The 14,217-nt window shown below is 32.5% G+C and carries 16 protein-coding genes and 2 tRNA genes; all 18 read left to right on the top strand.

Annotation, left to right across the window (positions count from 1 at the left end; genetic code table 11):
- Positions 1–6: 6 nt before the first annotated feature.
- The 18 genes from raiA to CBR30_02200 all read left to right on the top strand — a co-directional run bounded on the left by raiA (position 7) and on the right by CBR30_02200 (position 14,216).
- On the top strand, positions 7–543 hold the full coding sequence (gene raiA, locus CBR30_02285) for a ribosomal subunit interface protein (protein ID PMQ02487.1): 537 nt from the start codon (positions 7–9) through the stop codon (positions 541–543).
- Positions 544–3,009 carry a preprotein translocase subunit SecA gene (locus CBR30_02280; GenBank protein ID PMQ02486.1) on the top strand — a complete coding sequence of 822 codons (2,466 nt, stop codon included), beginning with the start codon at positions 544–546 and terminating at the stop codon, positions 3,007–3,009.
- Positions 3,010–3,090: 81 nt separating this feature from the next.
- Positions 3,091–4,125, top strand: a complete 1,035-nt coding sequence (locus CBR30_02275; GenBank protein ID PMQ02485.1) for a peptide chain release factor 2 — start codon at positions 3,091–3,093, stop codon at positions 4,123–4,125.
- Positions 4,122–5,129: a polysaccharide pyruvyl transferase CsaB gene (gene csaB / locus CBR30_02270; protein PMQ02484.1), complete on the top strand. Its 1,008-nt coding sequence runs from the start codon at positions 4,122–4,124 to the stop codon at positions 5,127–5,129. Before CBR30_02275 ends, csaB begins: the two co-directional genes overlap by 4 nt.
- Positions 5,126–5,857 (top strand): lipopolysaccharide biosynthesis protein, encoded by a 732-nt coding sequence (locus CBR30_02265; GenBank protein PMQ02483.1) that lies wholly within the window; start codon positions 5,126–5,128, stop codon positions 5,855–5,857. The genes csaB and CBR30_02265 overlap by 4 nt, the downstream gene beginning before the upstream one ends.
- Positions 5,842–6,684 (top strand): hypothetical protein, encoded by an 843-nt coding sequence (locus CBR30_02260; GenBank protein ID PMQ02482.1) that lies wholly within the window; start codon positions 5,842–5,844, stop codon positions 6,682–6,684. Before CBR30_02265 ends, CBR30_02260 begins: the two co-directional genes overlap by 16 nt.
- Positions 6,677–7,255: a septum formation inhibitor Maf gene (locus tag CBR30_02255; GenBank protein ID PMQ02481.1), complete on the top strand. Its 579-nt coding sequence runs from the start codon at positions 6,677–6,679 to the stop codon at positions 7,253–7,255. The genes CBR30_02260 and CBR30_02255 overlap by 8 nt, the downstream gene beginning before the upstream one ends.
- Positions 7,256–7,274: 19 nt before the next feature.
- Entirely contained in the window at positions 7,275–8,315 is a 1,041-nt protein-coding gene (locus tag CBR30_02250) for a rod shape-determining protein (GenBank protein PMQ02480.1), read from the top strand.
- The gene (locus tag CBR30_02245; protein PMQ02479.1) at positions 8,315–9,100 is read left to right on the top strand and encodes a rod shape-determining protein MreC; all 786 of its coding nucleotides are present in this window, start codon (positions 8,315–8,317) and stop codon (positions 9,098–9,100) included. The genes CBR30_02250 and CBR30_02245 overlap by 1 nt, the downstream gene beginning before the upstream one ends.
- Positions 9,085–9,531 carry a hypothetical protein gene (locus CBR30_02240; protein ID PMQ02478.1) on the top strand — a complete coding sequence of 149 codons (447 nt, stop codon included), beginning with the start codon at positions 9,085–9,087 and terminating at the stop codon, positions 9,529–9,531. The genes CBR30_02245 and CBR30_02240 overlap by 16 nt, the downstream gene beginning before the upstream one ends.
- Positions 9,518–11,263, top strand: a complete 1,746-nt coding sequence (gene mrdA, locus CBR30_02235; GenBank protein PMQ02477.1) for a penicillin-binding protein 2 — start codon at positions 9,518–9,520, stop codon at positions 11,261–11,263. Before CBR30_02240 ends, mrdA begins: the two co-directional genes overlap by 14 nt.
- On the top strand, positions 11,244–11,831 hold the full coding sequence (locus CBR30_02230; protein PMQ02476.1) for a septum site-determining protein MinC: 588 nt from the start codon (positions 11,244–11,246) through the stop codon (positions 11,829–11,831). The genes mrdA and CBR30_02230 overlap by 20 nt, the downstream gene beginning before the upstream one ends.
- A gap of 9 nt (positions 11,832–11,840) precedes the next feature.
- Complete coding sequence (minD, locus tag CBR30_02225; GenBank protein ID PMQ02475.1) at positions 11,841–12,635, top strand: septum site-determining protein MinD; 795 nt, start codon at positions 11,841–11,843, stop codon at positions 12,633–12,635.
- Between the two features lie 10 nt (positions 12,636–12,645).
- Complete coding sequence (minE, locus tag CBR30_02220; protein PMQ02474.1) at positions 12,646–12,876, top strand: cell division topological specificity factor MinE; 231 nt, start codon at positions 12,646–12,648, stop codon at positions 12,874–12,876.
- A 26-nt stretch (positions 12,877–12,902) separates the two neighbouring features.
- Positions 12,903–12,978 (top strand) — tRNA-Pro (locus tag CBR30_02215).
- Positions 12,979–12,990: 12 nt separating this feature from the next.
- Positions 12,991–13,066 (top strand) — tRNA-Pro (locus CBR30_02210).
- A 12-nt stretch (positions 13,067–13,078) separates the two neighbouring features.
- Entirely contained in the window at positions 13,079–13,351 is a 273-nt protein-coding gene (locus tag CBR30_02205; GenBank protein ID PMQ02473.1) for an acylphosphatase, read from the top strand.
- A gap of 13 nt (positions 13,352–13,364) precedes the next feature.
- On the top strand, positions 13,365–14,216 hold the full coding sequence (locus CBR30_02200; protein PMQ02472.1) for a spermidine synthase: 852 nt from the start codon (positions 13,365–13,367) through the stop codon (positions 14,214–14,216).
- Position 14,217 lies beyond the last annotated feature (1 nt).

Genomic DNA, 14,217 nt, shown 5'->3' with positions numbered 1-14,217 from the left:
TTAATTATGCAAATAAATATTACTGGTAAGAATGTATCTGTTTCTTCCACTATGCAGGAGTATGTTGAAAAGAAATTCTCAAAACTTTCCAGATTTAATGATCAAATTTCTCAGATTGATGTAATTTTTAAAGGGGAAGACAGAAAAGATGCAGGAAAGACTCATATTGTTGAGGTAACTGTTAAGGTAAATGGTAGAATTGTTAAAGCAGTAGAGGAGAACCAAGATTTTAGAACATGTGTAGACTTAGTTGTTGATAAATTAGAGGCACAATTGAAAAAGCTAAAAGAGAAGATGATAGATAAAGGAAGAAGATCATTAAGTCTTTCAGAATATCTATCCTCTGAGGAGGAATCAAAACCAAAAGTTGTTAAGGTAAAGAAATTTGGACTAAAACCTATGGATATAGAGGAAGCAATTCTTCAAATGGAAATGCTTGGTCACGATTTCTTCTTGTACTTAGATGCGGAGACTGAGAAAATATCACTATTATATAAAAGAAAGGATGGCAATTATGGGCTTATAATTGCGGAGGAGGAGTAGATGGGTTTATTATCAAAACTTTTTGATTCCAATGCAAGGACTTTAAAAAAATTAGAGGAGTATGTAAGAAGAATAAATGAATTAGAACCTGAAATTTCTAAACTTACTGATGAGGAATTAAGGAATAAAACTTTTGAATTCAAAAATAGATTAGAACGGGGCGCAACTCTTGATGATTTACTAATAGAGGCTTTTGCAGTAGTAAGAGAAACAGCAAAGAGAAAAGTTGGTATGCGCCCCTTTGATGTTCAATTAATGGGAGGAATTGTTTTACATCAGGGAAAGATAGCGGAAATGCAAACAGGGGAAGGAAAAACCTTGGTAGCTACAATGCCTGCCTATTTAAATGCTTTAGAAGGGAAAGGTGTTCATATTGTTACCGTTAATGATTATTTGGCAAAAAGAGATAGGTATTGGATGGGACCTATATATGAATCCTTGGGATTGACAGTAGGATTATTACAAAATGATACACCAATTTTAGAGAGAAAGAAGGCATATTTAGCGGACATCACTTACGGAACTAATAATGAATTTGGTTTTGATTACCTAAGAGATAATATTGCTATGTCTCCGGAACATTTGGTACAGAGACCTTTAAATTACGCTATTGTGGATGAGGTAGATAGTATACTAATAGATGAGGCAAGAACACCTTTAATTATTTCTGGACCTTCCCAGGGTAACAGTCAAATCTACAAGCTTGCAATAAGGGCAGCGAGATACCTTAAAAAGGATGAGGATTATATAGTAGATGAGAAATCAAAGACTGTCACCTTAACTGATGAAGGATTGAGAAAAGCGGAAAAGTTTCTTGGAGTAAAAGATTTATATGATTTTGAACATATGGATTTAGCTCATGCTTTATTACAATGTTTGAAAGCATTAAACTTATTTCAAAGGGATAGGGATTATATAGTAAAGGATGGAGAAGTAATAATTGTAGATGAATTTACGGGTAGATTAATGTTTGGGAGAAGATACAGTGATGGGTTGCATCAAGCAATAGAAGCAAAAGAAGGTGTAAGAATAAGGGATGAGAATGTTACTTTAGCTACCATATCAATTCAAAATTACTTTAGAATGTATAAAAAACTTGCTGGTATGACTGGTACTGCAGCAACTGAAGAGGAAGAATTTGTAAAAATATATGGTTTAGAAGTAGTAGTTATTCCACCCAATAAACCTCTAAGAAGAATAAATTACCCAGATGTTATTTATAAGACAGAAAGGGAGAAATTTAATGCAGTAGTAAATGAGATAGAGGAGATGTATAAAATTGGCAGACCTGTATTGGTTGGAACCACATCTATTGAGAAATCTGAGAGATTAAGTCAAATGCTAAAGAGGCGAGGTATACCTCACCAAGTATTAAATGCAAAATATCATGAAAAAGAGGCATATATTATAGCTCAAGCAGGGAGATATAAAGCGGTAACAATTGCTACAAATATGGCAGGAAGAGGTACCGATATTCTTTTAGGTGGAAATCCTGAGATGTTAGCGAGACAAGAAGTAGATCCAGAAAAAGATAGAGCAAAATATGAAAAAAAGCTTGAAGAGTATAAAAAAATATGTGAAGAAGAAAGGAAAAAAGTTGTTGAGCTTGGTGGTCTTCACGTAATAGGAACAGAAAGACATGAAAGCAGAAGAATTGATAATCAGTTAAGGGGAAGGGCTGGAAGGCAGGGAGATCCAGGATCATCACGTTTTTACCTATCCCTTGAAGACGATCTTTTGAGATTATTTGGTGGTGATCAAATAAAAAGTATTATGTCTCGCTTGGGAATGGAGGATGGACAACCTATTGAATCTCCTATCTTAACAAGGATAATTGAAAACAGCCAAGCGAAAGTAGAAAAGATGAACTTTGAAATTAGAAAACAATTGTTAGAATATGATGATGTACTAAACAAGCAAAGAGAAATAGTTTATGGGGAAAGAAGAAAAATCCTATTAGAGGAAGACTTAGAAGAATTAGTTAAAAAGATCTTGAATAGAGTAATAGATAGATTTTTTGCAGAGCTTGTTAATGAGGATAAAGAGAATTGGCATAAACTATTTTTAAACTTATTTGGATTTTTACCAAGTGATTGGAAAAGTATAATTGAAAAGGATAACGATGAAATATTTCAGATATTAAGAGAACAAATTGAGCAAAAGTTTGAGGAAAGAAAGAGAGAGTTTGGAGATGAGATTTGGAAGCAGATTCAGAAGTTAGTTTTACTATATGTGATAGATAAACTGTGGATAGAACATCTAAATGATATGGATGTTTTAAGAGAGGGAATAGGTTTAAGAGCTATAGCTCATCATGATCCATTAGTAGAATATAAGAAGGAAGCTTATGAAATGTTTCAGAATATGGTAGAGATCTTTGAGTGGGAAAGTATAAGATATCTATTTAATATACACATAACAGAAGAGAAAAGTGCAAAATCCTATTCTAAGAATAGGAGGTTATAATGGTTGTATCAACATTGGATTTATTAAGTTTATATGAAGAATTAATAAATAAGTTTAATGAATTGAGAGGGTATCTTTGACATAGAAAAGGAAGAGGAAAGATTAAAAGATTTAGAAAAAGAACTCTCCCATGGAGATTGGAGCGATCAGGAGAGATTAAAGGACCTCTATATAAAATATAATACTTTAAAGGAAAAGTTAGAAAAATGGAGATTTTTGGAAAGAGAAGAAAAAGAACTTTCAGAATGGAAGGAATTACTGGAAGAAGGAGAAGAATTTAGGGAAGAATTTTACCAAAGACTTAAGAAGTTTGAAGAAATATTAAAGGAATTTACCTTGGAATCAATGCTCCAGGATCCCCATGATAAAGGAAATGCTATTTTGTCCCTTCATGCAGGTACAGGAGGTACCGATGCTCAAGATTGGACTGAAATACTCTTAAGGATGTATATAAGATGGGCAGAAAGGAAAAATTATAAAGTAAAGATTATTGATATATCACCTGGTGAGGAGGCAGGTATCAAGAGTGCTACTTTATTAATAGAAGGAGAAAATGCCTATGGTTATCTGAAGTGTGAAAAAGGAGTCCATAGATTAGTAAGAATATCTCCTTTTGATGCAAATCACAGAAGACATACATCTTTTGCATTAGTTGAGGTAATTCCAGAACTTCCAGATAGTAAAGTTGAAATTAAGCCGGAAGATTTAAAAATTGAAACTTTTCGAGCTGGAGGAGCTGGTGGGCAACATGTAAACAAAGTGGAATCTGCGGTAAGAATTACCCATATCCCTACTGGAATTGTTGTTCAATGCCAAAATGAGAGATCTCAGCATGCAAATAAAGAAATGGCGTTAAGAATTCTAAAGGCAAGATTAGAGGAGCTGGAAGAAAGAAAGAGAAGAGAGCAAATTCAAAGTTTGAAGGGGGAGGTTCAAGAGATCAGTTGGGGAAATCAAATAAGGTCTTATGTTTTTCATCCTTATACTTTAGTTAAAGATCATAGAACAGGAGTAGAAATAGGAAATATTCAAGCGGTGATTGATGGAGATATTGATCCTTTTATAAATGCATATTTAATAAAAGAATGGCAAAAGAGAAGAGAGAAATCTAAATGAAGAAAGTTTTGTTTTTTGGTTATTATGGTGAAGGAAACTTAGGAGATGAGCTATTATTAAAAAATCTAATTGATAAGTTTTCAGAAAGATTTTTAGTAGGAGCTTTAGTAAGTAAGAAAAAAGAAACTGAAAATAAAATTATCCTTTTTGATAGAATAAGAGAGTTATTAAAAGCTATAAATTGGGCGGATGTAGTTATTGGTGGTGGGGGAGGAATCTTTCAAGATAAAACCAGTTTGCATTCTTTCTTATATTATTTGTTTATTCTTTGGTATGCCCTTTTAACCAAGAAAAAGGTATATATAATTGGACAAAGTTTTAGTCCATTAAAATACAGGATAAGCAGGTATTTATTAAAGATTACATTACCTCATTGTGGAAAAATATATGTTAGGGATAGTTTTTCTTATCAATTCCTACAAAACTTGAATGTTCCGAAGGATAAGATAAAAATTTTACCGGATATTGTATTTCTTACACAATTTCCAGATGTAAGAAGAGATAAAGAGAATATTGGTATTAATTTTAGACCATGGGATGAATTAAAAATTGAGGATTTAGAGAAAATTCTAAAGGAGCTACTTAAAGAAAATAGAAAAATAATTTTTTTCTCCTTTCAAGATTCCATGGATTTAGAATTATTTAAAAAATTAGATAAAGAGATGATAAAAGAGATAGAAGTTGTTTCAAGTAATAGTGATAATTTTTGGGAAAAGTTTTCTACATGTAAATATCTTGTGGGAATGAGACTCCATTCTCTTATATTGTCCACAATAGCTGGAATCCCATTTTTAGGTATTTCATATGATGAGAAGATTCAAGCTTATCTTGATGATTTGGGATGGAAATATTATATTAATACTAATGAAATTTCAGATTTTTATCCTTTATGGATCAAGCTTAAGGAGGAAGAAGAAATACTTCGATCCTATTTGAAGATTATAACAGAGGAAAAAAGAGATATATTAAAAAGAGAAATAGAGGAGTTTATTGAGAGTCTATGAAAAAATTGGAAATATTAGGAATACCATTCATATTTTTTGATGACGAGTTAGAATTTGAGAACTTAATTTTATCCTTTTTATCCTCAAAAAAATTGAACCTTATTTTTACTCCAAATGCTGAGATAATATCAATAGCCCATAAAGATGGCAAATTAAAGGAAATTCTAAAGTATGCAGATCTGAACCTGCCTGATGGTGATGGGGTGCTACTACTTGCTAAGAAGGATAAGAGGGTTAGTTTGAAAAAATTTGCTGGAATTGATGCTATGGTAAAAATTTTAGAAATAGCAGAGAAAAAGAAGAAGAAAGTTTATTTTTTAGGTGCAAAAGATGAAGTATTGAGGGATATGATAAATAAATTAAGAAAGAAATTTCCAGGATTAGATATTGCAGGTTGGCATCATGGATATTTTAGTAATAACGAGATAGAAAGGATTATAAGTGATATTGATTGTGATATACTATTTGTAGCCTTAGGTGCTCCAAAGCAAGAGTTCTTTATTTACAATAATAAAGATAAGATAAAAGCAAAGATTGCTATGGGTGTAGGTGGAAGTTTTGATGTTCTTTCTGAAAGAAAAAAAAGAGCTCCAAATTTTTTTATTAGGCTCCATTTAGAATGGCTTTATAGAATGTTGCAAGAGCCAAAAAGATTTATTAAGAGAGCTCCAAATTTATTTTATTTCTTTTATCTTTTTATAAGAAGTAGGCTATGTTTAAGAAATTAATAGAACTATTAGGAATATTATTTGGTGTTCTTCTTGTTGCTCTGAGTATTGTTGTGTTTTTAGCTCCAAACAAATTGGTTGGAGGAGGGGTAAGTGGTATTGCTATTATTCTTTATCATCTTTTTAAATTCCCTATTGGAATAGTTATGCTTATATTAAACATCCCCATATTTATTTTGGGAATTAAATTGTTAGGGATTCATTTTGGTATAAAGACTCTTCTTGGTACAATTTTATTATCTGTTTTAGTAGATTTCTTTAATTTATTTCCCGTTCAACCTATATCTAATACTTTCTTAGCTACGATTTATGGGGGACTCATTGCTGGTTTAGGTTTAGGGATTGTTTTTAAGTATGGTGGCTCTACTGGTGGTACTGATGTACTTGCTCAAATATTATCGCATTATACGGGACTAAATTTAGGACAGGCATTACTTATCATAGATGGGATTATAGTATTAACAGCCGGGTTTATTTTTAATTTTGAATTGGCTTTATATGCTCTTTTAGTTATTTTTATACAAGGGTATGCGATTGATTTAGTACAGCAAGGACTTTCTTACACGAAATCTGCTCTCATATTTTCCGATAAACCAAGAGAATTAGGAAAAAAGATATTAGAAGAGTTAGGAAGAGGAGCTACTATATTTTATGGTATGGGGCTCTATTCTGGACAAGAAAGAGAAATTTTGTATTGTGTAGTTAGTCAGCAAGAAGTAGGAAGACTAAAAGAGATAATCCATAAGAATGATCCAAAAGCTTTTGTAGTAATTTCTCCAGCCCATGAAGTTTTAGGGGAGGGATTCAAGTCTTTTAAAAATGAATAAAAAGATTGTTTTAGCTTCAGCATCACCAAGAAGAGAGGAATTGTTGAGAGAATTAGGGCTTGAATTTATTGTATATCCACCAAATATTGAGGAGATAAATGAAGAGAATTGCTCACCAAAAGACATAGTTCTTAAAAATGCCATTAAAAAGGCAGAGGCAGTAGCTTCTAATTTTTCTAATGCTGTAATTATCTCTGCAGATACTATTGTAGTATTAGAGGGGAAAGTAATTGGTAAACCAAAGGATAGGGATGATGCAATAAGAATTTTGGAAAAGTTAAAGGGGAAAAAGCATTATGTTTTTACTGCAGTTGTAGTATGGGAAACACCAGAAAATAGATATTTTTGTAAGGTTGCAAAAAGTATGGTGAAAATGAGAAAATACACAAGAGAAGAGATTGAAAAATATGTTGATACAGGTGAACCCTTGGATAAAGCTGGAGCTTATGGGATACAGGGAAAGGGGGCTTTATTCGTTGAAAAAATTGAAGGTGATTACTATAATATAGTTGGTTTACCCATTGGTTATTTATATTTACTGCTAAAGAAAGTAGGAATAAATATTTTATGAAAATAGGAAAGGAGGAAATATGCCAATAAACTTTTTAGCAAATATATTCTCTAAAGATTTAGGAATAGATTTAGGAACTGCTAATACTGTAGTTTATGTGAGAGGAAAAGGAATTGTAATTTTTGAGCCATCCATGGTTGCCATTAGAAGACAAGACAAGAAAGTAATTGCTGTTGGAGAAGAGGCAAAGAAGATGCTCGGTAGAACCCCAGAAGAGATTGTTACTGTGAGACCCCTTAGAGATGGGGTAATTGCAGATTTGGATTCTGCTGAAAAGATGTTGAGATATTTTATTGAAAAAGCCCATAATAGAAGGGACTTTTTTGTAAGTCCACGTATAGTAATAGGAATACCTTCTGGTACTACTTCTGTTGAAAGAAGAGCAGTTATGGATACATCTTACCAGGCAGGGGCAAGAGATGTTTTGTTAGTAACAGAACCAATAGCAGCTGCTTTGGGAGCTGATATTCCTATATGGGAGCCTTCTGGAAATATCGTTGTGGATATAGGTGGTGGGACTACTGAGATAGCAGTAATTTCTCTTGGGGGTATTGTAGTAAGTAGTTCTATTAAAGTGGCTGGCGATGAGATGGATGAGGCAATTATGCATTTTATAAGAAAAAAATATAGCCTTTTTATAGGAGAAAGAACAGCGGAAGAAATAAAAATTAAATTGGGCAATATCTATCCTGAAGAAAGTAAAGAGTATATGGAGGTAAAAGGAAGAGACTTAATAAGCGGAGTCCCAAGAACAATTGAGATTTCCTCTGCGGAAGTGAGGGAAGCTTTAAGAGAAACTGTTAATATAATTGTTAATACTATTAGAGATACTTTGGAAAAAACTCCTCCAGAACTTGCAGCAGATATAATGGATAAAGGAATAGTTTTAACTGGAGGTGGGGCTCTTCTAAGAGGGCTTGATAATTATATTGCGGAAGAATTAGGAGTTCCTGCCTTTGTTGCAGATGAGCCGTTATATTGTGTAGTGAAGGGGACAGGGAAAATTATTGAAGAATATGATAGGTATAAACAAATGCTTCCTAAGTTAGCAAACTATTAATGCAAAAAAGAAAAGGTATTAATTGGCGTTTTTTAATAATAATCTTTTTAATAATTCTAAGTTTGTGGAATGAAGGAACCTTAGAAGATTGGACTTTTAATATTCAAAAATTTTTTTGGGAATCTAAAGAAGGAGTAGTAAATGTAATAAAAAACATAGTTGATGTTTTTACAATTTATAAAAATATTGCATTAGAAAAAGATTACTGGGAAAAGAAAGCGGAAGAATTGTTAAAAGAGAATGTACTCCTCAAATTAAATTTGGAGAATATTAAAAGATACCAAGAAGTTTTAATATTTGGTAATAAGTTTAAAAACTTTGATATTATTCCTGCACTTATCATAGGTAGAGATCCTCTTAATTGGAATTTGTCCTTTAGGATTAATTTAGGGAAAAAAGATGGCATAAAGGAGAATATGCCCGTGATATATGAAGATCAATTGATTGGAAAGATAAGAAAGGTATCTATGAATTTTTCTGAGGTTGAAACTATATATAATCCCTCTTTTTCTATTGGGGTAGTGATATATGAAACAAAGGACCAAGGTGTTATTAAGGGTGCTATAGATCATATGGAGCTTTCATATCTCTTTAGTGACAATGGGATCAAGGATGGTTATCAAGTAGTAACATCAGGCATTGATGAGGATATACCTTATGGTATTAAGGTGGGTTATATATCGGAGATAAATAAAAATACTGTTTATTTCTTACCTAAGGTTAAAGTTTTATCTTTCATAGATATTTCAAAATTAGGGGTGGTTATGGTTTGCAAAACCTATTGATATTGATACTTTTTCCACCATTGATTTCTATATTTCAGAGTATAATCAATCTTGGAAATCTTAATCCTTACTTTCTACTCTTATTTTATGTTTTTGTCTTTTTAAAAGATATTATTCCAAGATATTATTTTTTATATATTTCTTTGTGGGATGCTCTATTCTCTTCAGCAACATTTTATCAAAGTCTACTATTTTGGTTTTTTATATTTCTTATATTAGAGGTTCTGAGAGCAAGACTAATATTAGCTCATAAAGTAATATCTATGCTTATTATCATCTTTCTAAGTATTCTTTCTCTCATTTACTGGAATGTATATAATATACTATTACCAGAGAAGATCTTATTTTTTATATCTGCAAATATCTTATTTTTTATTCCCTTTTATATATTCCTTCCCAACTATTTAGGGACTAATTATGAAAAAACCTAAGTTTTTCCTTTTTCTCATCATATTTCTTATAACTTTATTAGTACTAAGATTATTTTATATTCAAGTTCTAAAATATGACTTTTACAGTGATCTTGCTAAGAGAAATTATTTAAAATTTATAATTCTTCCAGCACCAAGAGGATTAATTTTAGACAGGAATAACAATATATTGGCATCAAACAAAGTCAAATATTCTCTATATTTAATTCCACCTTTCGAGTTTGATGAGAGGAAGTATAAAAAGCTAAGTGAGATATTAAATATTCCATATAAAGATTTGGAAAAGAAGTTTAAAAAAGTAAGTCCATATTATCCAGCCATGCTAATAAAATCTGATTTAAATCATAAGGAAATTGCACTATTAGAAGGGAACAGAGAAAATCTTCCATCTTTTACTATTAACATGGAGCTTTATAGATATTATCCCAATAATGATATTGCATCGCATATTCTTGGATATATGGGAGAAGTAAGCAAGGATGAGTTATTAGATGAAGAAAGTGATTATTCTTTAGGTGATTTTGTGGGAAAATGGGGAATAGAAAAGTATTATGAAAAATTTTTAAGAGGAGTAAAAGGTTATAAAAGTGTTGAACTTTTCTCTGGGAATAAAGAGTATAAATTATTGCCAAGCAAAGATCCAAAACCTGGAAATAATTTGGTACTTACCATAGATTTGGAATTACAAAAGTTGGCAGAAGAAGCCTTAGGAGATGATGTGGGAACAGTTATTGTATCGGATCCATGGACAGGTGAAATTCTTGCTTTGGCAAGTTCTCCAAAGTTTGATCCTAATAAATTTATTATTGGTTTTTCTAAGGAAGAGTGGCAAAGTTTAATTACTGATGAGAGAAATCCGTTTCACAATAGAGCAATCTCAGGCTTATATCCACCAGGTTCCATTTTTAAGTTAATAGTTGCGTTAACAGCCCTTGAAGAAAATAAAGTCTCCTTAAAAGAAAAATTTGTATGCACAGGTGGATTAAAGCTTGGTAATTTATATTTTGCTTGCTGGAAGAAGGAGGGACACGGCATAATTGATTTTCTTAACGGTATTGCTCAGTCATGTAATGTGGTATTTTATAATTTGGGACTAAGGGTAGGTGCGGATAGTATATCAAAAATGGCAAAAGATTTTGGACTTGATGCATATACTAAAATTGATTTACCTGGAGAAGTAAAGGGATTTATTCCATCTCCTGAATGGAAAAAAAGTACACTTAAGGAGTCCTGGTATCCTGGAGATACTTTGAATATGTCCATTGGACAAGGATATATATTAACAACTCCTATTGAGATCCATTTAATGCTTAGCATGATAGCTACTGAAGGGTACGGATTTAAGCCTCATTTGGTAAAGAAAATAATTGACTATGAAGGTAATGAAGTAAAGGTTTTTGAGCCGGAGATCATAAGAAAGGTTAATATTAGAAAAGATACATGGAATATTCTTAAGGAGGGAATGAAATTAGTAGTTGAGAAAGGTACTGGAAGAGCTGCAAAAAGTGAAGTTTGGGAAGTAGGTGGAAAAACTGGAACTGCCCAAAATCCTCATGGAGAAAGCCATGCATGGTTTGGAGCAGTTTTTCCTTTGGATTCTCCTAAATATGTAATTACAGTTTTTGTAGAGCATGGTAAGAGTGGAGGTGCCAAATGTGCACCTATAGCTCAAAAGATTATATCTTATCTTGAGAATAAAGAGGTGAATAAAATTGGCAAAAATCTCCATTAAGGGCAATTTGAGGGATGGTATTAAAATAGAGGTTGATCCTTCATTAACTTGGCTTGAGATTAAGGAGGAAATTGAAAAAGAATTGGAGAAAAGACAAGATTTCCTAAAAGGCATTTCTATGAATGTGGATCTCAAGGATAGAAGGATCGATGAAGAAGAGTGGTATAATTTCCAACAGGAAATTTTTAAAAAATTTGGTATAATGTTATACAGGGATATTTTCAATACCAAAATTGTCGAGAAAAATTTAGCGGAGATTATTATTGGTCCAGTTAGAAATGGTAGGAAAATATTTTCAAGAGAGAACATTTTAATTTTGGGAGATGTAAATCCAGGAGCAGAAGTTGTTAGTGAAAAGAGCATATATATTATTGGAAAATTGAAAGGTTCAGTTTATGCTGGCTTTGAAGATAATAGAAAGGCATTAATATTCTGTTTGGATCTTGATCCTATTCATCTTCAGATTGCTGATTTAATTTGGAATAAGGAAAAGATAAAGGAAAAAGGTATTGGATATTGGACTTATATAGAGAATGAAAAAATAAAAATAAGTCTATACTTAGTTTAGGAGGGAAGTATGGGAAAGTCTATTGTCGTAACTTCTGGGAAAGGGGGAGTTGGAAAGACAACTGCTGTTGCAAATATTGGAACAGGACTTGCACTAAAAGGTTACAATGTAGTTTTAATAGATACAGACATTGGACTTAGAAATTTGGATCTTCTTTTGGGATTAGAAAACAGAATTGTGTATAATATCGTAGATGTTGCTGAAGGTAAATGTAATGTAAGACAAGCTTTGGTAAAAGACAGAAGACTGTCCAATTTATTCTTACTTCCTGCAGCACAAACAAGAGATAAAGAAGCAATAAAGAGAACCCAAATAATAGAAATTGTTGAAAATCTAAGACCAAATTTTGACTACATATTAATTGATTGTCCTGCTGGAATTGAGCAAGGTTTTAAAAATGCGATTGCTGGAGCAGATAGTGCTATAGTTATTACTACTCCAGAAGTTGCAGCTGTTAGAGATGCTGATAAAGTAATTGGGCTTTTGGAAGCGAATGGTTTTAAAGATACAGTGTTAATAATTAATAGATTGAGACCTGAAATGGTAAAGAAAGGGGACATGTTATCAGTAGAGGATGTATTAGATGTTCTGGCAATAAAATTGTTAGGAGTTGTTCCAGAAGATGAGGAGATTATTGTTAGTGTAAATAAAGGAGAGCCAATTATATTAAATGGAAACAAGAGTAAAGCAGGACTTGCTTTTAGCTTGATTGTGGATAGCATGTTGGGAGAAAAAGTAGATTGGAATGTACTCTTTAAGGAAGAATCATTTATAGACAGGCTTCGTAAATTTTTGAGTATTTAAGGAGGAGAAAATGTTGTCTGCAGGAAGATCTGGCTCTGCAGCTGAAGCTAAAAGACGCCTTAGTGTAATGGTAATATATGATAGAGCTGGCTTAGAACAAGGAGCAATTGATTCAATTAAGGAAGATATAATAAAAATAATATCTAAATATTCACAGTTGGATACAGAAAATATTGAAGTAAATGTTTCAAGTAGAGATAATCAGACGGTTTTAAGGATAGATATTCCTTTAAGAAATTAAAAGTTTATGCTATAATTAATAGGTGTCGGGGCGTAGCGCAGGGGTTAGCGCGTCCGTTTGGGGTGCGGAAGGTCGCTGGTTCGAGTCCAGTCGCCCCGACCATTAAATTTTTAACGGGGCGTAGCGCAGTGGCTAGCGCGCCTGCTTCGGGAGTAGGAGGTCGCTGGTTCAAGTCCAGTCGCCCCGACCAGTTGTATAAATCATGAAAAAGAAAATCCATGTTTTTGTCTACGGAATTGTTCAGGGTGTAGGATATAGATATTTTGCTTATAAATGGGCAAAAAGGTTAGGTATTAATGGGTTTGTGAGGAATTTGTCTGATGGAAGAGTAGAGGTGATTGGGGAGGGGGATGAAGAAACTCTGAAAGCTTTTTTAGAAAAATTAGAACAAGGACCTTTTGGCGCTGTAGTAGAGAAAGTTGACGTAAAGTGGGAAGAAACGGAAGGAAAATATAACGATTTTAATATATATTAAAGGAGAGGGAGATATGTATTCGCACTGGTATGTAGATCAGGTGGCAGAAGATCAATACCATTGTTATGCAATTAATGAAGTGCTTGTAGATGTTAAGACTCAATGGCAAAAGATTCAGATAATTAGAAATAAAACTTTTGGAAAGTGTTTGATTATTGATGGAAAAATCCAATCTACGGAGATGGATGAGCATATTTACCATGAAGCATTGGTGCATCCTGCTCTAATACTGCATCCTGAGCCAAAGAATGTTTTAGTGATTGGTGCAGGTGAAGGTGCAACTTTAAGAGAATTACTAAAGTATCATGACTTAACTATAACTGCTATTGAGATTGATCAGGATATTATAAATTTTGCTGAGCAGTATTTAGAAGAATGGCATCAAGGAGCCTTTAGGAATCCAAGAGTAAAATTAATATATATGGATGGTTGGGAATATATTAAGAACTATGAAAACTCTTTTGATATTATTATTTTAGACCTACCAGAGCCGTATCCAGATACTCCTGCCTATAGGCTATATACACCTGAATTTTATAAAATGGTATGGGATAGATTGAGTAGTGATGGAATAGTAGTTACTCAAGGAGAAACTACTCAATGGGGACAACACAATAAGCATCTTTGGATAAAAAATAACATGAAAAAGGTATTTTCTAATAATATTTATTCATATCAGACATATATACCATCTTTTGATAGTACTTGGGGCTTTTTAATAGCAGGAAAAGGTCCAATTAATCCTTTTAGATCAGAGGAAGAGATAAATCATCTTATAAATGAAAAAGTTAAAGGTGATTTAAGATTTTATGATGGTATAACCCATCTTTCTCTCTTTTATCTTCCAAAATATTTAAGGGATTAGA

Source organism: Dictyoglomus sp. NZ13-RE01 (genome assembly GCA_002878375.1).
Lineage (GTDB): Bacteria > Dictyoglomota > Dictyoglomia > Dictyoglomales > Dictyoglomaceae > NZ13-RE01.
This window is presented reverse-complemented; position numbering and strand designations above follow the sequence as displayed.